This window comes from Lysobacter sp. ESA13C (assembly GCF_019970005.1).
In the GTDB taxonomy this organism is placed as follows: Bacteria; Pseudomonadota; Gammaproteobacteria; order Xanthomonadales; family Xanthomonadaceae; genus Lysobacter; species Lysobacter antibioticus_B.
On record NZ_JAHXYK010000008.1, the window covers coordinates 1 to 17,134 of the forward strand.

Annotated in this window: 18 protein-coding genes and 1 pseudogene; 13 read left to right on the forward strand and 6 right to left on the reverse strand. The window is 68.5% G+C overall.

The window, feature by feature from the left end; translation table 11 throughout:
* A pseudogene (locus LC490_RS16410) lies at positions 1-510 on the reverse strand (hypothetical protein); the annotation flags it as partial.
* A gap of 10 nt (positions 511-520) precedes the next feature.
* Between LC490_RS16410 and LC490_RS16415 the strand changes: the two are divergent.
* From LC490_RS16415 to LC490_RS16445, 7 genes are all read left to right on the forward strand, one after another.
* A complete protein-coding gene (locus LC490_RS16415; protein ID WP_223620888.1) occupies positions 521-907 on the forward strand; it encodes a hypothetical protein in 387 nt (128 codons plus the stop codon).
* A gap of 81 nt (positions 908-988) precedes the next feature.
* Positions 989-3,244 carry a hypothetical protein gene (locus LC490_RS16420; RefSeq protein WP_223620889.1) on the forward strand — a complete coding sequence of 752 codons (2,256 nt, stop codon included), beginning with the start codon at positions 989-991 and terminating at the stop codon, positions 3,242-3,244.
* Between the two features lie 48 nt (positions 3,245-3,292).
* On the forward strand, positions 3,293-3,694 hold the full coding sequence (locus tag LC490_RS16425) for a hypothetical protein (protein WP_031371090.1): 402 nt from the start codon (positions 3,293-3,295) through the stop codon (positions 3,692-3,694).
* Positions 3,694-4,428, forward strand: coding sequence for a hypothetical protein (locus tag LC490_RS16430; protein ID WP_223620890.1), 735 nt, complete (start codon positions 3,694-3,696; stop codon positions 4,426-4,428). Before LC490_RS16425 ends, LC490_RS16430 begins: the two co-directional genes overlap by 1 nt.
* A gap of 104 nt (positions 4,429-4,532) precedes the next feature.
* Complete coding sequence (locus LC490_RS16435; RefSeq protein ID WP_031371092.1) at positions 4,533-4,856, forward strand: RebB family R body protein; 324 nt, start codon at positions 4,533-4,535, stop codon at positions 4,854-4,856.
* 140 nt (positions 4,857-4,996) lie between these two features.
* The gene (locus tag LC490_RS16440) at positions 4,997-5,332 is read left to right on the forward strand and encodes a RebB family R body protein (protein ID WP_031371093.1); all 336 of its coding nucleotides are present in this window, start codon (positions 4,997-4,999) and stop codon (positions 5,330-5,332) included.
* Between the two features lie 269 nt (positions 5,333-5,601).
* Positions 5,602-6,375: a Crp/Fnr family transcriptional regulator gene (locus tag LC490_RS16445; RefSeq protein ID WP_081930655.1), complete on the forward strand. Its 774-nt coding sequence runs from the start codon at positions 5,602-5,604 to the stop codon at positions 6,373-6,375.
* Between the two features lie 33 nt (positions 6,376-6,408).
* Here LC490_RS16445 and LC490_RS16450 read toward each other — a convergent pair whose 3' ends face one another.
* Positions 6,409-7,248, reverse strand: coding sequence for an arylesterase (locus LC490_RS16450; RefSeq protein WP_223620891.1), 840 nt, complete (start codon positions 7,246-7,248; stop codon positions 6,409-6,411).
* 48 nt (positions 7,249-7,296) lie between these two features.
* Between LC490_RS16450 and LC490_RS16455 the strand changes: the two genes are divergently transcribed.
* Positions 7,297-8,058, forward strand: coding sequence for an ABC transporter ATP-binding protein (locus tag LC490_RS16455; RefSeq protein WP_223620892.1), 762 nt, complete (start codon positions 7,297-7,299; stop codon positions 8,056-8,058).
* A 5-nt stretch (positions 8,059-8,063) separates the two neighbouring features.
* Positions 8,064-10,568, forward strand: a complete 2,505-nt coding sequence (locus tag LC490_RS16460) for an FtsX-like permease family protein (RefSeq protein WP_223620893.1) — start codon at positions 8,064-8,066, stop codon at positions 10,566-10,568.
* Positions 10,569-10,666: 98 nt separating this feature from the next.
* On the opposite strand, the gene LC490_RS16465 is transcribed toward LC490_RS16460, so the two are convergent.
* Together LC490_RS16465 and LC490_RS16470 are read right to left on the reverse strand one after the other, a co-directional pair.
* Positions 10,667-10,924: a hypothetical protein gene (locus LC490_RS16465; RefSeq protein WP_031371098.1), complete on the reverse strand. Its 258-nt coding sequence runs from the start codon at positions 10,922-10,924 to the stop codon at positions 10,667-10,669.
* Between the two features lie 117 nt (positions 10,925-11,041).
* Entirely contained in the window at positions 11,042-11,818 is a 777-nt protein-coding gene (locus tag LC490_RS16470; protein WP_223620894.1) for a hypothetical protein, read from the reverse strand.
* Positions 11,819-11,907: 89 nt separating this feature from the next.
* On the opposite strand from LC490_RS16470, the gene LC490_RS16475 reads away from it, so the two are divergent.
* The 3 genes from LC490_RS16475 to LC490_RS16485 are packed head-to-tail and all read left to right on the forward strand — an operon-like array spanning position 11,908 to position 14,382.
* Positions 11,908-12,987, forward strand: a complete 1,080-nt coding sequence (locus tag LC490_RS16475; protein ID WP_223620895.1) for a class I SAM-dependent methyltransferase — start codon at positions 11,908-11,910, stop codon at positions 12,985-12,987.
* Positions 12,984-13,685: a pseudouridine synthase gene (locus tag LC490_RS16480; RefSeq protein ID WP_223620896.1), complete on the forward strand. Its 702-nt coding sequence runs from the start codon at positions 12,984-12,986 to the stop codon at positions 13,683-13,685. The genes LC490_RS16475 and LC490_RS16480 overlap by 4 nt, the downstream gene beginning before the upstream one ends.
* Positions 13,678-14,382 carry an HAD family phosphatase gene (locus LC490_RS16485; protein ID WP_223620897.1) on the forward strand — a complete coding sequence of 235 codons (705 nt, stop codon included), beginning with the start codon at positions 13,678-13,680 and terminating at the stop codon, positions 14,380-14,382. The genes LC490_RS16480 and LC490_RS16485 overlap by 8 nt, the downstream gene beginning before the upstream one ends.
* A 293-nt stretch (positions 14,383-14,675) precedes the next feature.
* On the opposite strand, the gene LC490_RS16490 is transcribed toward LC490_RS16485, so the two are convergent.
* Together LC490_RS16490 and LC490_RS16495 are read right to left on the reverse strand one after the other, a co-directional pair.
* Positions 14,676-15,230 carry a DUF1415 domain-containing protein gene (locus tag LC490_RS16490; RefSeq protein WP_223620898.1) on the reverse strand — a complete coding sequence of 185 codons (555 nt, stop codon included), beginning with the start codon at positions 15,228-15,230 and terminating at the stop codon, positions 14,676-14,678.
* A gap of 1 nt (position 15,231) precedes the next feature.
* A complete protein-coding gene (locus tag LC490_RS16495) occupies positions 15,232-15,714 on the reverse strand; it encodes a YajQ family cyclic di-GMP-binding protein (protein WP_031371104.1) in 483 nt (160 codons plus the stop codon).
* Positions 15,715-15,848: 134 nt separating this feature from the next.
* On the opposite strand from LC490_RS16495, the gene LC490_RS16500 reads away from it, so the two are divergent.
* Complete coding sequence (locus LC490_RS16500; protein ID WP_223620899.1) at positions 15,849-16,904, forward strand: NAD(P)-dependent alcohol dehydrogenase; 1,056 nt, start codon at positions 15,849-15,851, stop codon at positions 16,902-16,904.
* Positions 16,905-17,134: the final 230 nt, after the last annotated feature.

Genomic DNA, 17,134 nt, shown 5'->3' on the forward strand with positions numbered 1-17,134 from the left:
GCCTGCGCCTGCGGTGTCCGCGGCGCCGGCCGCGCCCGACCCGGCGAATACGCCGGCCGCGACCGCGGCAGCGGCCACCGCTGCGCCGCCGCCGAGCGACGCGCCGACGGCTCCCGCGGCTGCCGCAGATACGCCTGCAACGACGCCCGCAACGACGCCGGCCGACGCGAGCGCAAGTGCGAGTCCGACGACGTCCGCTACGCCGGCTGCGCCTGTCGATCCGAGCGCGCCGGCGGCTACGGCAACGCCCGCCGCTGCCGCACCCGCGGCATCGACGGCACCCGCAGCACCCGCAGCAGCGGGTGCCACGTCGCCGAGCGATGCCGCCGCGACGTCGCCTGCCAGCGCCGCCGCGGCACCGTCCTCGGCCGCTGCCGCGGGCACGCCGCCGTCGACTCCTGCGACTCCTGCGACGCCACCGCCCTCGCCGCTGGCCGCGGCGCGCAGCCTGGCGGTCGCCAAGAGCGTCGATCCGCCGACGCCGGCTCCGCCGCCGACCGACGCGCTCAATCAGCAGATCGTGCAGGCGGTCCAATTCACCAACGCCGAGACCGCGTCGTATGCGCCGTCGCAGATCGCGACCGGGCCGGACATGATGATCAGCCAGGCCGCCGGCCTGGTGGCGCAATCGGCCGCGGCCTATTTCGACGGTGTCAGCAAGATCGCGCTGGCCAGCCAAGGCATCCTGATGCGGCAAATGACCCAGGACCTGGTCGACAACCACCTCGAGAAAGCCGCCGAGGACGCGTTGGGCATTCTCGCCACCGACATCCTCATGGGCGCGGCCGCCGCCGTTGCCGCCGCTGCCGGTGCGATGGAAGCCGAGTCGGCGAGCTTCGCCATCGACCGCATCGATTCAAGCATCGCCAAGTACTCCTCGCTGCTGCAGAACCGCAAGGGCAGTTGACCGCCGCGCCGTCCCGCGCGGGCGTGAACGCACGCCCGCGTCGGCCCGCCGTCGCCGCACCGCACCCACAGGACCCGGGCCATGGCTTATTTCGCCTTGCCGTCGCTGACATTGCCGAGCTATCGCTTCGACTACCACAGCCGTTTCGCCGGCATCCTGCCGGTCGAAGATGCGGCGTCGGTGGCCGGCGACTCGCTGCAATTGCCGGTCGCGTACAAGGTGCAGGGCCGCGACGGCACGGTCGAAGTGCAGGCCACGGTCGCCATCGCCAAGGGCCAGCAACTGTCGTTGGCCGCGGCCTTCGGCGGTGGCGAAGCCGACGACGCCCAGGCCGGTCGCGGCGCGGTGTCCTTGTTTCTCAAGGCGCTGTCGTGGATGGAGGAGAGCAATCCGCTCGCCAGCCTGGCCGCCAGCGGCAACCGCGCGCGCTACGAGCGCGGCGAATGCATCGCCGAGAATCTCTACATCGCCTGCGTCTGCTTGACCCGTTGGTTAGGCCTGAACCTGCGCCGCGGCATCGCCGCCACCGACCCGGTGCTGTACAAGACCGTGCGCGGCGCGCTCGAGGCCCTGGTCAAGGGCGCGAAGCCGAACGCCTCGACGACGCTCGACCAGTTGATGCCGGCCTTGCGTTACTTCAACCGCAAGATCTACAGCGCCGGCCAGTACACGCCGTTCGACGATGCCTGCTGCGCGCGCTCGTTCGCGATCAGACGGCTGCGCGCCGAGCCCGATGGCGAAACACGCTATCTGCAGTGGATGGCGATGAGCCTGCGCTATCTCGAACAGCAGGGCGTCGCCCATGTGCAGACGGCCATCGGCGAGGACGAGATCCGCGCGGCCAATGCTGTCGTCGCGAGCTACAACCGAGCCCGCCAGACCCAGTACAAGCTGCTGGCGCGGACCTCGGCGGTCTACGCCGGCGCGCAGGCGCTCGAACGCGATCTGAGCGCCAGGATCCTGCCCCTGTTCGAAGATCCGAGCCTCGGCGAGGTAATCGGCATCGACCTGCCCGGCAGCGGGAACAGGGGCGGCCACTACGCCGAGTTGTTCGCGTTTCTGACTGCGCAGCAGCAGGTTCAACCGAGCCCGGAGCTGACCCGTTTCTTCGGTGCCGGCGCGGGCGCGCGTGCCTTGCAACTGACCAACCACATCCAGTGTGGAGAAGACGCGGGTCTGTCTTCGGACAATCGCTCGGCGATCGGCTATGCCATGGCCTATTCGTTGCGGTTGCCGGCGACGGGTTTCTATCGCGCCTATTCGGACTATGTCTTCGCCTGCCTGGCCGCGGCCAAAGGGCGCCAGGCCGAGGAGGCGCGCGACAGCGCGGGCACGCCGCCGCATCGGACCTACGACGTCTCGGGATTGTTCGACGAGATGTTCCGCAACGACAGCCTGACCTGCGACGGCCTGACCTTGCGCCGCTACGACGTCGCCAGCGCGCGCACGCGCGAGCGGGTCGACTCCGCCGGCAAACGCAACACGATGGCCTTGTGCGAATCGCTGGATCTGCCGTCGTCGGAGCAGGGCCCGAGCTATTACGAGCTGTTGACGGCGAACGCCAGCCTGCTGGGGTTCCGACTCGGCCACGCCTGCCACTACCGCAGCTTCGTCGCTGCGAAGTACCCCTTCATCGCCTTCGACACCCATCTGGGGGGGCATGCGGTCACCGGCGCTCCGGGATGGTTCGCTTCGATCCAGGGTGGCCTCGACGGCTATGTCGACACCGACCTGCTGCGCGTCGCGAGCGACAGGCTGATGTTCACCGGCCTGCAGGCCCTGAGCGCCGCCCAGATCGCCCAACTCCTGAGCCTGGTGCGCGATGCCGCGACGCTGACCGATCTGTTCGTCGCCGGCAAGCCGGTGATCCAGGAGCAATTGGCCGCGGCGATGGCGCTGATCGCGAGCGTCGCCAACCTCGACCGCGCCTATGCCGCATTCCAGGCCTTGGTCGAAGCCCTGGCCGGCGACAGCGGCGTGCGCAGCGTCTGGTTCGCGGCGCTGTGCCGGGCCCTGAACCTGTTCATCAACTGGCGTTCCTACCTGCTCGGCTCGGATGCGCAAGGCCTCGAACACAGCGATATCCAGGACGAATTCCTGCGCACGATCGTGCTGCTGGCCTACGACCTGGTGCCTTTCGAGGCCTCCGCGTCGAGCCAGGGCAACGTCGGCGCGCAGTTGCAACAACTGGTCGCCAGCGTCTCGGCCGCCTACTGGCAGGCCACGGTCGGCCCACTCGCGGCTTTTGCCGGCACGCGGCAAATCACTGCGTCGATCGCCGGATACAAGGCGCCGGCGTCCGTCGTCACCGTCACGCGCAAGCCCAGCCCGGCCTGATCGGCGACCGCATTGCGTATCGCATCCCTTGTAAGACCGGAGTTCGCAATGGACGAGAATCTGCATTACCTGCTGCACGAGGAACTGGAAGGTCTGTTCGATCTGCCGGCGGTCAAAGCTGCGCAAGCGGCGTCGCAACAGGCGGTGGAGCAGGCCGTATCGGCGGCGCACGCCGCATCGAGCGAGGCGATGGAGCACGCGCTCGCGCCGGCATCGGCGCCGCCGGTGGCGCCGGCGACCGCACCGGTAGCGGATCCGGCGCCGCCGGCTGAGCCGGCCGCGGACGGCGACGAGCTGATCGAGCGCTTCCTGCGCCCGGACGTACTCGAAGCGCTGACGAAACTGGCCGGGGTGTCGCCCGAGCAGGTCCTGACGGCCTTGGCCAAGCTGGTCGGCGTGCAGCCCCAGCAGGTGCTGAGCGCGTTGCTGAAGCAGTTGGGAGCGCGCTGATGTCCGCCGCCCCTCCCGATGCAAGCTTCGCCAGCGCAGCGGCCGTCAACGGCGCCGCGCTCAATGGCGCCTCGAATGGTGCCTCGATGAGCCGAACCGCCGCCGATCCGATCCGCACCGAACTGGACCATCACGTCGGCCTGTTGGCCTTGCACGTGCTCGGCCGCGAACTCAGCGACGGAGAACGCGTGCAGGTGAGCGCGGCGCTGGATGCGATCGACGCCGATTCCAAGGCGCGCGCAGCGGCGCCGGCCGGCGCGCCGACGGTCGGACAGCTCGGCCGTTCGCAGGCCGGCAACCTCATCGAATCCGGCCGTCAGCGCATCGAGGACGTGATCGAGCAAAGCCTGCGCCGTACCCAGGCGACGGTGCGCAAGGATGCGCGCGCCGAGCGCGAAGCCGAGGCGGCGGTGCTCGGCGCGGTCGAGCGCGCCACCTCGCTCGACGATCTGCGTCCGCCCAAGCCGCCGCCGGGCAACGCAGGCGCCGCCGGCGAGCGGCCGATGATCGCGCAGATCGCCGATCAACTCGCGCACCTGGTCCAGCTCGAAGTCGAGGCCTGCTTCGACAAACAGTTCGGGCCGCTCGCCAAACAACTGCAAAGCGTGATCGACGCCGCGAAGGACAACGGCCTGATCCCGAAGACCCAGAATTCCGCGCCATCGGACGAGTCGCGTGCCGATGCGGAAAACAGCGGAAATTCCGCTGCAAAACCCGATCGGGACAACAACTAAAACACGCCGCCAAGGCGCCAGCATCGGCTTCACAACGCGATAGATGACTCGTTCTTCCAACACGTACGGCATCGGCCGTACTTCATCCCTCCAAGGAGTTCAACATGGCTTTCCCTACCGCCGTCAACGATCAAATCACCGATGCCGTCACCCAGTCCAACGTCAAGGTCATCGGCGAGGCGCCTGCCTTCGCGATGGGCTCGATCTACCAGTCGATGGCCCACTCGACCGGCATCCTGTTCGAAAACGCCGTGTCCGCGCAGCAGCAGCAGAACACGCTGGCGCAGGCGGCGGCCAACCAGGGCGTGATGCAGATCTACAGCCTCGACACCACCGCCGCCGCCGGCGCGACCGAAAAGATCGCCCAGACCGGCGTGTCGGACAACCTGACCAGCCTGCTGACCGTGCTGCGCGCGTTCAAGCCGTAATCGGTTCGATTCGCATACCTCGCAGCCGTTCGGGCCTGACCGCGACGGTCAGGCCGCAGATGCCGGTCCGCGCTCGCGCTGAGCCGGGCCGGCATCCGGGCTCATTCGCTTTCCAGTAATCGCCAACCGAGGATTTCTTCATGGCCTTTCCCACCGCAGTCAACAATCAGATCACCGACGCCGTCACCCAGTCCAACGTCAAGGTCATCGGCGAAGCGCCGGCCTTCGCCATGGGCTCGATCTTCCAGGCCGCCGCGCACTCCACCGGCATCCTGTTCGAGAACGCGGTTTCCTCGCAGCAGCAGCAGAATTCGTTGTCGCTGGCCGCCGCCAACCAGGGCGTGATGCAGATCTACAGCGTCGACACCACCGCCGCCGCAGGCGCCACCGAGAAGGTCGCTCAGACCGGCGTGGCGGACAACCTGACCAGCCTGTTGACCGTGCTCACCTCGTTCAAGCCGTCGCCGTACGCGTAATCCGCAAGGGACACGATGCCGGGCCGCTGCTGGCGCCGGCATCGTACCGGCTCCTGCGTGCCGGGTTCGCGCTGGCGGCGCCGCAACGGCGCCGCACCTCCGACACAGCTCGATCGACGGATCTCGCCGCTCGCCGCAGGCTCCGAACGCAGACGATCCACAGGGGGCGTTATGCAACGTGCCATCGGCCGCATGCGCGGCCACCATGATCGCGGCCTCGTCGCCGCCCGGACTTACGCAACCGCCAGCTCGGGCACGCGGCCGCCCGTATGTGCGTGACACTCGAAGACAACATCGCCGTGCGCCGGCGCCGCTGGGGCCTGGATCGCTGCAACCTCCTGCGCGGTTTGCCGGCGACGCTGCTGGAACACATCGCCCGTCATTCCACCGAACTCAACCTCGAAGAAGGCGATGCGCTGTTCTTCAAGAACGATTCCAGCGACTTCCTCGCCTTCGTCATTCACGGGCGGATCTATAAGCTGCTGTACGGTCCCGATGGCCAGGAGCTCATCGTCGACACCATCGAAAGCGGCGAAACGGTCGACGAAACGCCGTTGCTCGACAATCACTCGCATACCTTCACCGCGGTGGCCTACAGTCCGACCCGCGTGCTGTTGCTGTCGCGCCGCCACTTCCCGAGCCTGACCGCGGACCCGGCGGTCATCGAACGCGCCCATGCCTCGTTGTGCATGCGCTTGCGGCAAGCGGTGGAAAGCCTGGAGACGATGTGCCTGCATCGCCTCGAGTCGCGTCTGGCGAGGTATCTGTTGTCGCTGATGCGCTCGCAGACGCGTCCGCGCGAGGACAGTTTCGAGGTCGCCCTGCCGCCGACCCAGAGCATCCTGGCGGCGATGGTTAACGCCAGCCGGCCCAAGTTGAACGCGCAGTTGCAGACCTGGCACCGCAGCGGCCTGGTCAGCCGCAAGCGCAACATCCTGCGGATCAACGATATCGACCAGTTCCGCTGCAAGGCCTATCTCGGACGCGATGCCGAGAAGCCGCACGCACGGGCCCGTTCTACCGCGGCCCGCCACAGCGCCTGAAGCGGACGCCTTCGCGCCCGTTTCGATTCGCAGCTATTTCAACATCGGCCCGAGCCGAGTCCACACGTGATCGCGCAGCTTCGGCTGCGCGCTCGCGATCGGATGCAGGTTGTCGGCCTGGAACGCGGCGCGGTCGAGGGCGATCGGTTCGAGCAGGAACGGTAGCAGGGCGGTGCCGTGCTGGTTCGCCAGTTCGCGGAAGTTGCGCTCGAAGCCCTGGGTGTACTCCTTGCCGAGGTTCGGCGGCATGCGCATGCCGATCAGCAGCACCTGTGCCTTGGCCGCCTTGGCCGCGGCGATCATGCGTTCGAGGTTGGCCCGGCTCTGCGCCAGTTGCAGTCCGCGCAGGCCGTCGTTGGCGCCCAGTTCGATCACCACGACGGCCGGACGGTTGCGCTGCAGTTCGCCGGCGATGCGCGAGGCGCCGCCGGCGGTGGTTTCGCCGCTGATGCTGGCATTGACCACCTTCCAGCCGGGCTTGGTCTTGGCGATGCGCTCGGCGGTCAGCGCCACCCAGCCCTGCGAAGCGGCCAGGCCGTAGCCGGCCGACAGCGAGTCGCCCATGAACAGCACGGTGCGCGCCGCCTTGGCCGCCGGTGCGGCGACCGCAGGCTTGGCCGAGGCTCGTGGGGCGGTCGCCGGTTGCGCCTGCAGCGGCGCCCAAGCGCTCAGCAGCACGGCCGCGGCCAGCAGCGCGGAGCGGGCGCCACGACCAACGGCCCATTGAACGCGGCCCGGCGATGCCGCATATCGTTCTTTCCGGGCCGCGATATCGCCGGCCGGGCCGCAGGCGCGGTCCGGGGCGATGCTGGCGCTCGCGCCGTCGCGATCCCCGAAATCGAAGCCCTCGCGGTTGCAGTTCTTAAAACTCATTTAATAACGTCTCCCGAAGATACGGCGAGGCAAGCAGATAGGACGATCATGGCAGCTTCCAACCTGGCCGATTCGATCATGGCCGATTCCATCGTGAAGGGGCGCGACGGGACGCACGCTGAAGCGGTATCGCGTGCGGCGGTGCCGACCCTCGAGGTCGACCGGCTGAGCAAGCGTGTGGCGTTGCCGTCCGGCGAACTCACGATCCTCGATGGGGTCGGATTTTCGATCGCCAAGGGCGACACGGTCGCGATCGTCGGGGCCTCCGGCTCGGGCAAGAGCACCCTGCTGTCGTTGATGGCGGGCCTGGACTCGCCGAGCAGCGGCACGGTCGTGCTCGACGGTGAACCGATTTCCTCGCTCGACGAGGACGGTCGCGCGCGCGTGCGCAGCGAGAAAGTCGGCTTCGTGTTCCAGAGCTTCCAACTGTTGCCATCGCTGACCGCGTTGGAAAACGTGATGTTGCCGCTGGAACTGCGCGGCGACCGCGATGCCTTCGCGCCGGCGCAAGCGATCCTGGCCAAAGTCGGCCTGGGCCAGCGCCTGGATCATTACCCGCGCCAGTTGTCCGGCGGCGAGCAGCAGCGCGTCGCGCTCGCGCGCGCCTTCGTGACCCGGCCGTCGTTGTTGTTCGCCGATGAGCCCACCGGCAATCTCGACACCCACACCGGCCAGGCGATCATCGAATTGCTGTTCGAACTCAACGCCGATGCCGGCACGACCTTGGTACTGGTGACCCACGACGAGCACTTGGCCGAGCGCTGCCATCGCCGCATCCGCCTCGACAGCGGCCGCCTGGTGCAGGAGTGAGCGGCATGCCCCGCACCGTGTCGTTGGCGTGGCGGCAGCTGCGCCGCGACCTCAAGGCCGGCGACGTGCGCATCCTGCTCGCGGCGCTGGTATTGGCCGTGTTGGCGGTGACCGCGGTCGGCTTCGTCACCGATCGCGCCGAACGCGCGTTGACCATCGAAGCCAATCGCCTGCTCGGCGGCGATGCAGTGATCCGCGCCGATCACCCGATCGAAGGCGCCCTGCGCCGGGCGGCGTCGGTGCCGGCGCTGCGCCGCGCCGAAGCCACCGAACTGCAGACCATGATCCGGGTCGGCGAACGCCTGCAACTCGGCGATCTGCGCGCGCTCGGCGAAGGCTTTCCCTTGCGCGGCAGTTTCCGCATCGTCGATCGCGCCGGTGGCGCCGAACGCGATGCGCAGGGCGTGCCGGCGAAGGGCACGGTGTGGATGAGCCGCGCCGGCGCCGACACGCTCGGCGCGCAGATCGGCCAGAGCATCGCGATCGGCGATTCCAGCCTGCGCCTGGCCGCGCTGGTGGTGCAGGAACCGGATGCCTCGCTCGACTATTTCAACATCGCGCCGAAGGTGTTTCTCAACGCTGGCGATCTGCCCGCGACCGGGCTGGTCCAGCCCGGCAGCCGCATCCGCTATCGCCTCGTCGTCGCCGGTGCGCCCGGTGCGGTCGAGCGTTTCGTCGCCGCGGCCAAGCCCGCGCTGCAACGCGGCCAGCGCCTGGAAACCATTTCCGACGCGCGTCCGGAAGTGCGTTCGGCGCTCGACCGCGCCGGGCGTTTCCTCGGTTTGGCCGCGCTGGTCTCGGTGGTGTTGGCGGCGGTCGCGGTGGCGATGGCCGCACGCCGCCATAGCGAGCGCCATTTGTCCGGCACCGCGGTGATGCGCTGCCTTGGCGCCAGCCAGCGCACCCTGGTCGGCATTCACGTCGGCGAGATGGTGCTGCTGGGTTTGATCGCGAGCGCGATCGGTGTCGCGCTCGCCTTCGGCCTGCAATGGCTGATCGGCGGTTGGCTGGAACAGGCCTTGAAGATGTCGATCCCGGGCGCGGGCTGGTTGCCGGCGGTGCAAGGCTTCGGTGTCGGCATGGTGGTGTTGCTCGCTTTCGGCGCGCCGCCGGTGCTCGCGCTGCGGCGCGTGCCGGCCCTGCGCGTGCTGCGCCGCGATCTCGACCCGACCGAGCCCAGCGCCTGGGTGGTCGCGATCGTCGGCCTGCTCGGCCTCGGCGCCTTGTTGTGGTGGAAGGCCGGTTCGGTCGCGCTCGGCGCGGCCATGCTCGGCGGCATCGCCGCGACTCTGGCGGTGCTCGCTTTGCTGGCCTGGGGTTTGATCGTGGTGGTGCGTCGCCTGCGTTCGCGCTTGCGCGGCAGCCTGCGCTACGGCCTGGCCAACGTCAGCCGCCGCGCCGGCACCAGCATCGCCCAGGTCTCGGCGCTCGGCCTGGGCCTGATGGCCTTGCTGCTGCTGACCTTCGTGCGCACCGATCTGCTCGATCGCTGGCAGCTGTCGTTGTCGGCCGATGCGCCAAACCGCTTCATCATCAACGTGCAGCAGGACCAGATCGCCGACGTGCGCCGTTTCATCGGCGAGCAAGGCCTGCCGGCGCCGACCCTGTTTCCGATGATCCGCGGGCGCCTGGTCGCGCACAACGGCAAGGCCGTCACCGGCGCCGACTATGCCGAGCGCGGCGAGCGCGCCAAGCAATTGGCCGAGCGCGAATTCAATCTGTCGGTTGCCGACAGCCTGCGCTCGGACAACAAGATCGTCGACGGCACGTTCTGGGCCGCGCGAAAGCTCGCCCGGCCAGAGGTTTCGGTCGAAGAAGGTTTCGCCGAGGAGCTGGGCTGGAAGCTCGGCGACCAGGTCGGCTTCGACATCGCCGGGCAGAACTTCCAGGCCACCGTCACCAGCCTGCGTAAGGTCGATTGGGAAAGTTTCCGCCCGAACTTCTTCGTCATCGCTTCGCCCGGTTCGCTCGACGGTTATGCGGCGAGCTACATCACCGCGATGAACGTGCCGGCCGAGCGCACGCGTTTCACCTCGCAGTTGGTCGAACGCTTCCCGAACCTGTCGGTGATCGACATCGACCAGGTGCTCAAGCAAGTGCGCAGCACCGCCGACCAGGTCTCGACCGTGGTCGAGGTGGTGTTCTATTTCTCCCTGGTCGCCGGCGTGCTGGTGTTGATGGCGGCGGTCAGCGCGAGCCAGGACGAACGCTTGCTCGAAGGCGGGGTGATGCGCGTGCTCGGCGGCAGCCGGCGCCAGTTGCGCCTGGCCCAGGCCTCGGAGTTCGCCGCGATCGGTTTGCTGTCGGGTTTGACCGCCGCCATCGCCGCTTCGGTGCTGGCCGGCGTGGTCGCGGTGCAAGTGTTCGATCTGCCTTGGGAATTCGACGCGCGCATGGCCGCGTTCGGCGCCGCCGCCGGCGTGCTGGCGGCCTTGGCGGCCGGCATGTTCGCTACTCGCCGGGTGCTGGACGCACCGCCGTCGGTGACCTTGCGCGAATTGCAGGGCTGAGTTCGGCGAGCCGACCTCACTGAACTTCGGCTTCGATAAGCCCCTCTCCCGCGTGCGGGAGAGGGGCGCGCGCAGCGGTGAGGCTCACCGATCTTGGGTCACTCGCTGACCTGCGGCTCCGCCTGGAACCGGCGCGCATAGCCGCGCTCCTGCGCGACCCGCTCGACCTCACCGTCGGCAAGGTCCGGTGCCGCATACACCGCATAGACCGTATCGTTCTGCCGCAAGCCGACGTGGTGCAAGCGGTAACGCGAGTGGCCGCTGCCGGTGTCGGGCGGGTAATGGCGCGGCGGCGTGCCGTCGTCGAGATCGAGTTCGCTGTTGTCGACGGTGCCGCCGATGAAAAGGGCTCGCATCGTGGGTCGCTCCTTGGGCTGGACGATGTTCCATCCTCGCGGTCGCGGCGTTGCGTGGCGATGAAGCCGCTGTTGCGCAGCCGCAACGACGCCGCAGCGCGAACGCGCCGACGACGATCACTCGCCCGGCGAGAGGTGGCCGGAAAACACCCGGTGCCGCGGGTGCAGGCGCAACCATAAGGTCTGCGCCAGCAACAACACGGCGATCGCCACCGCGCCCCAGGCGGCGATCTGCGCGCCATGCAAGACCGACCCGGATTGTTCGACGTAGACGCCGGCCAGGCCCCATAGCGCGGCGATCGTATAGCCGGCGTTGCCGCGCATGCGCGCGTTCAACAGCAACAGCAGCGCGGCGGCTGCGGCCAGCAGCACCAGGCTCCAGGCCAGCATGTCGTCGGTCGGCAACAGGCGATAGGCGACGATCACCTGGGCAGTGTTCAGGAACGCGGCCAGGCTGAGCCAGCCGGCATGTAAGGAGATCGGGAACTTGGCCCAGGCGATCTGCCCGGGCAGGGGGTGGCTGTCGCGCGACAGCAGCACCGCGCAGCGGGCCAGGCAGGCCAGCGCCAGCCAGATCACCGCCAAGGCCAGCCAGAACCACTGTTGGGAGAAGATCGGCATCCACAGCGCGGTCAGGGTGAAGCCGGCGGCCGCGGCCGGGCGCAGCCGGCGCAGGCTGTCGGCGCCGCGATAGCGCCCGCGCAGCTGCCAGAAGGCGAAGATCAGGTCGCCGAGGAAGATCGGGCCCCAGATCGCGAAGGCGTAGCCGGCCGCGACCAGCAGGGTGGGGTAGCGGTCGGAGATCGTGCCGTTGTCGGGGCCGAACACGCCCTGTTGGGAAAACCAGGCCACCGCGGGCATCAACAGGGCCGCAATCAGGACGGGCAGGCGCATGAGGCATGCATTCCGTTGGATGCGATGCCGCCACCCTAGCGCGGTCGCGCGTAAAATCCGTGCGATGACCGCCATTCAGAATTACCCGCATGCGCGTTGACCGCTCCGACGACGCGCTCGACACCCTCTTCCAGCCCCTCGCCGACGGCGTGCTGCGCTGGCCCGAACAGGGCGGCGCGCTGTTCCTGCACGCGCGCGACGGCATCGGCCTGCGTCAGCAGCCGCGCCCCGGCCTGGTCTGCGAACAGGGCTTCAAGCCCGAAGTCGACGCCTTGCACCGCGCCGGCCTGGACACGGTCGACCTGGACACGCTCGACCCGGCCCGGCGCTTCCCGCTGGTGCTGGTGCTGCCGCCGCGCCAGCGCGACGAGGCACGAGCGCTGTTCGCCCAGGCGATCGCGCGCACCGCACCCGGCGGGCGCGTGCTCGCCTGCATGCGCAACGACGAGGGCGCGCGTTCCGGCGAGACCGACCTGGGGCGCATCGCCGGCCCGGTCGGCAGCCTGTCCAAGCGCAAATGCCGCGCGTTCTGGACCGCACCGCTGGACGGCGCGGCCGATCCTGCCCAGGCCGCGGCCTGGGCGGCGTTCGACGCGCCGCGCGAGATCCTCGGCGGCCGCTTCGTCAGCCGCCCCGGGGTGTTCGCCTGGGACCGCATCGACACCGCATCGGCCTTGCTCGCGGCGCACCTGCCGAGCGATCTGCGCGGCCATGCGGCCGATCTCGGCGCCGGCTACGGCTATCTTTCGGCCGAATTGTTGGCGCGTTGCCCCGGCGTCGTCGCCGTGGACCTGTACGAAGCGCAGGCGCGCGCGCTGGAACTGGCGCGAACCAATCTGTCGCGCGTGGCGACGACGGCCGAGCTCGAGTTCCACTGGCACGACGTCACCGCCGGCCTCGACCGCGGTTACGACGTGATCGTCAGCAACCCGCCGTTCCACGGCCAGGGCCGCGACGAACGCCCCGACCTGGGCCGCCGCTTCATCGCCGTCGCCGCCGAGGCCTTGAACCCCGGTGGTCGCCTGTGGCTGGTGGCGAACCGCCATCTGCCCTACGAATCGGTGCTCGACGAACGCTTCGGCCAGGTTCGCATCGTCGCCCAGCGCGGCGGCTTCAAGGTCGTCGAAGCGATCAAGCATTCGAAGGCTCCGGGCAGGGCGCGCGCATGAAACTGGTCAAGCTGATCGCCAATCTGGGCTATGGCAGCCGCAAGGACGTCACCGCGATGTTCCGCTCGGGCCGCATCACCGATGCGCAGGGCGAGGTGCTGTACGCCGACGACAAGGTCGCCCACGAGGCGATCCGCCTCGACGGCGAGCCGCTCGATCCGCCGGCCGGCCTGACCCTGCTGTTGCACAAGCCGGTCGGTTACACCTGCTCGACCAAGGACCCCGGACGCATCGTCTACGACTTGCTGCCGCCGCGTTTTCGCGCGCGTTCGCCGTTGTTGTCCTCGGTCGGCCGGCTCGACCGCGAGACCAGCGGCCTGCTGTTGTTCACCGACGACGGCGGTCTGCTGCATCGGATCGTGTCGCCGAAGGCGCAGCTGGCCAAGGTCTACGAGGCCACGCTGGCCGCCGATCTGCGCGGCGACGAGGGCGCGATCTTCGCCAGCGGCGAGCTGATGCTGGAGTCGGAACAGACGCCGTTGGCACCGGCCGCGCTCGACGTGGTCGCCCCACGCCAGGCTCGCCTGACTCTGACCGAAGGCCGCTATCACCAGGTGCGGCGCATGTTCGCCGCGGTCGGCAACCACGTCGAAGCCCTGCACCGCAGCCGCATCGGCGGCTTGTCGCTGGGCGATCTGCCGAGCGGGCAATGGCGCCGGCTCGACGCGTCCGATATCGAGACCTTGTTCCGTGGTTGAGTCCGGATTGCCGCCGATCGATTTCGTCCCCGATGCGGTGTTGTTCGACATGGACGGCCTGATGCTGGACAGCGAGCGCGCGATGCTCGAGACCTGGCGCGCCGCCGCGGTGGAGGAGTCGATCGAAGCCGACGACGCGCTGTGGCTGAGCATGGTCGGCATGCACGATCGCGCCAGCCACGCGATGCTCGCCGAGCGCCTCGGCGCCGACACGGCCTTGCGCCTGCGCGACGCCGGCGACCGCCTCTACGACGCGCGCGTCGCCGTCGGCCTGCCGCTCAAGAGCGGTTTGATCGACTTGCTGGACCTGCTCGATGCGCACGGTATCCCGAAGGCGGTCGCGACCTCGACCCGCCGCGAACGCGCGCTGGCGAAGCTGACTTCGAGCGGCCTGATCGAGCGGTTCGCGGTGATCGTCACCGGCAGCGACGTCGAGCATGCGAAGCCGGCGCCGGACATTTATTTGTTGGCTGCACGGCAGCTCGGCGTCGATCCGCGCCGTTGCCTGGTGCTGGAAGATTCCGAGCCCGGCGTGCGCGCTGCGCTCGCCGCCGGCGCAACGCCGATCCAGGTGCCCGACCTGGTTCCGCCGCGTGCGGAATTGCGCGGCCTGGGGCACCGCATTGCCGATTCGCTGGTGCAGGCGCGCACTTTGTTGGATAGGGCGCTGGGTGCGCGCGCGGCGGCTGCGGGCTAAGCGCGGGCTGGTCGGGCTGGCGTAGGGCAAGAGCAACTCCCGCCCTGGCCCCCCTTTGCAAAAGGGGGGAAGTGCTTCCGGGCAGGTGCTCTTCGCCATCGGATGTATCCGTCGCTCGCGGACTTTCAAGCCGATGCGAACGTGCTAGCCGTGGCGAGCGGCCCCGAGTCTGCAACCTGCCAGCGAATCCATACATCAAGTCGCGCTGGCTGTTCCTCCTTTTTGGAAAAGGGGGAAAGGGGGATTTGCTCTGCTCTGCCCGTCGCCCCTGCCGTCCACCGAGCGTTAGCCAATCAACCCGCCATCAGCTTGCGCCAGCCCTCCAGGCCGAGCTTTTCCAAGGTCGCCAGATTGCGTTCGACGATCACGTCCGGATCGGGGAAGGCCGCGACCGCGCGTTCTACGCTGGCTTCGCGCAACAGATGCAAGGTCGGGTAGGGCGAGCGGTTGGTGCAGTTGCCGACGTCGTCGTAGGCGGTGTCGGCGAACTGATAGTCCGGGTGGAAGCTGGCGACCTGGATCTCGCCTTCCAGGTCCAGCGCGGCGACCGCGCCGTCGGCGAGTTCCAGGAAGTCGTTGAAGTCCAGGAACTCGTTCAAGACGTGCGGATGGATCAGCACGGTGGTGTCGATCAGCTCCGGGTCGCTCTGCTCCAGCAGCACCAGCTCCGAGGCCAGCTCTTCCAGCAGGGCTTCGGTCGTCGTGGCCTCGCTGAGGACGAAACGCACCTGGCCCTTGGCCAGCACCGCCTTAGCGAAGGGGCACAGGTTCAGGCCGATCACTGCGCGCTCCAGCCAGCGCCGGGTCGCCGCGATCGGGTCGTCGCCGGACGGGGCCATCGCGCTCATCTCAGTCGCGGAAGTTGTCGAATTGCAGCGGGCGCTCGAATTCGCCGCCCTTGAGCAGTGCCATCACCGCCTGTAGGTCGTCGCGCTTCTTGCCGGTGACGCGCAGCTTGTCGCCGTTGATCTGGGTCTCGACCTTGAGCTTGGCGTCCTTGATGGTCGCGGCGATCTTCTTCGCCAGCTTTTGCTCGATGCCCTGCTGGACGGTGATCTTCTGGCGCGCGCGGGCCAGGTTGGTCTCGACGTCGCCGAATTCCAGGCAACGGGCGTCGATGTTGCGCGCGATCAGGCGCGCACGCAGGATCTGGGTCATCTGCTCGAGCTGGAATTCGCTCGGCGCCGACTGGGTGATGCTCTTGTCGTCGAGGACGAACTCGGCATCGACGCCCTTGAAATCGAAACGGTTGCCGAGTTCGCGGTTGGCTTGGTCGACCGCATTGGTGAGTTCGTGGGTGTCGACTTCGGACACGACGTCGAAGGAAGGCATGGCACACTCGCTGGGGGGAGAACCGGCAAAGGGTAACGCAAGCGCGGGGGCGATATGCACTGTTGCGGCGGGCCGACGCCCCGCTCATCGGGGCGCCGATAAACTCCGTTCACCCGTTTCCAGGATCCGACCTCATGCACAAAACCGCCGCCTACGCCGCCGTCGATGCGCGCACGCCGCTGGCTCCGTTCTCGATCGAGCGCCGCGAGCCGGGCCCGAACGAGGTCCTGATCGACATTCTCTATTGCGGCGTCTGCCATTCCGACATTCACCAGGCCCGCGACGAGTGGGGCGGTTCGGCCTTCCCGATGGTGCCGGGCCACGAAATCGTCGGCCGGGTCGCCCGACTCGGCGCCAACGTCAAGAGCTTCCAGCTCGGCGACGCGGTCGGCGTCGGCTGTTTCGTCGATTCGTGCCGCGAATGCCCGCAGTGCCGGGCCGGCGAGGAGCAGTACTGCGACCAGGGCATGACCGGCACCTACAACTCGCGCGAGCGCGGCACCGGGGCGCCGACCTACGGCGGCTATTCGACCCGCATCACCGTCGACCAGGACTACGTGCTGCGCATTCCCGAGTCGATTCCGCTGGATCGCGCCGCGCCGCTGTTGTGCGCCGGCATCACCACCTACTCGCCGTTGAAGCATTACGGGGTCAAGGCCGGCGACGAAGTCGCGGTCGTCGGCCTCGGCGGCCTGGGCCATATGGCGGTCAAGATCGCGGTGGCGATGGGCGCGCGGGTGACCGTGCTGAGCACCTCCGAGTCCAAGCGCGAGGCGGCGCTGGCGCTGGGAGCGCAGGCCTTCGCCGCCACCCGCGACAAGGCGACCTTCAAGACGCTGTCGCGTTCCTTCGATTTCATCATCGACTCGGTGTCCGGCGATCACGATTACAACGCCTACCTGGGCCTGTTGAAGTTCGACGGCACCATGGTCCTGCTGGGCATTCCGGAAACGCCGTCGACGGTCGCCGCGGGCGCGCTGATCATGCAGCGGCGCAAGCTCGGCGGTTCGCTGATAGGCGGCATCCGCGAAACCCAGGAAATGCTGGATTTCTGCGCCGAACACGGCGTGGCCTCGGACATCGAGCTGATCGACATCGCCCAGATCAACGAGGCCTACGAACGCATGATCAAGGGCGATGTGCGCTACCGCTTCGTCATCGACATCGCCAGTCTGGGCCAGGCGGCCTGAGGCGAGTCCGGGACGGCCGCCGAACCGCGGCCGTCGTTCTCGACTTCGTCGTCCCCAGCACGGCCGCCTTCCCGATTCCGTCATCCCGGGCGCGACTGTTGTCCTCGATTCGGCCCTTCCCGCGCAGGGCGTTTCCTCGATTTCGTCATCCCCGCGAAGGCGGGGATCCAGGGCTCGTCCGAGTAGAGCGCTGAAGTCTCTACGTCTGCGGCCCGGCCAGGGCGCATCGC

Coding starts and splice junctions, on each gene's coding strand:
- LC490_RS16420 (WP_223620889.1), top strand. CDS start 989: ATGGCTTATTTCGCCTTGCCGTCGCTGACATTGCCGAGCTATCGCTTC.
- LC490_RS16425 (WP_031371090.1), top strand. CDS start 3,293: ATGGACGAGAATCTGCATTACCTGCTGCACGAGGAACTGGAAGGTCTG.
- LC490_RS16430 (WP_223620890.1), top strand. CDS start 3,694: ATGTCCGCCGCCCCTCCCGATGCAAGCTTCGCCAGCGCAGCGGCCGTC.
- LC490_RS16435 (WP_031371092.1), top strand. CDS start 4,533: ATGGCTTTCCCTACCGCCGTCAACGATCAAATCACCGATGCCGTCACC.
- LC490_RS16440 (WP_031371093.1), top strand. CDS start 4,997: ATGGCCTTTCCCACCGCAGTCAACAATCAGATCACCGACGCCGTCACC.
- LC490_RS16445 (WP_081930655.1), top strand. CDS start 5,602: ATGTGCGTGACACTCGAAGACAACATCGCCGTGCGCCGGCGCCGCTGG.
- LC490_RS16450 (WP_223620891.1), bottom strand. CDS start 7,248: ATGAGTTTTAAGAACTGCAACCGCGAGGGCTTCGATTTCGGGGATCGC.
- LC490_RS16455 (WP_223620892.1), top strand. CDS start 7,297: ATGGCAGCTTCCAACCTGGCCGATTCGATCATGGCCGATTCCATCGTG.
- LC490_RS16460 (WP_223620893.1), top strand. CDS start 8,064: ATGCCCCGCACCGTGTCGTTGGCGTGGCGGCAGCTGCGCCGCGACCTC.
- LC490_RS16465 (WP_031371098.1), bottom strand. CDS start 10,924: ATGCGAGCCCTTTTCATCGGCGGCACCGTCGACAACAGCGAACTCGAT.
- LC490_RS16470 (WP_223620894.1), bottom strand. CDS start 11,818: ATGCGCCTGCCCGTCCTGATTGCGGCCCTGTTGATGCCCGCGGTGGCC.
- LC490_RS16475 (WP_223620895.1), top strand. CDS start 11,908: ATGCGCGTTGACCGCTCCGACGACGCGCTCGACACCCTCTTCCAGCCC.
- LC490_RS16480 (WP_223620896.1), top strand. CDS start 12,984: ATGAAACTGGTCAAGCTGATCGCCAATCTGGGCTATGGCAGCCGCAAG.
- LC490_RS16490 (WP_223620898.1), bottom strand. CDS start 15,230: ATGAGCGCGATGGCCCCGTCCGGCGACGACCCGATCGCGGCGACCCGG.
- LC490_RS16495 (WP_031371104.1), bottom strand. CDS start 15,714: ATGCCTTCCTTCGACGTCGTGTCCGAAGTCGACACCCACGAACTCACC.
- LC490_RS16500 (WP_223620899.1), top strand. CDS start 15,849: ATGCACAAAACCGCCGCCTACGCCGCCGTCGATGCGCGCACGCCGCTG.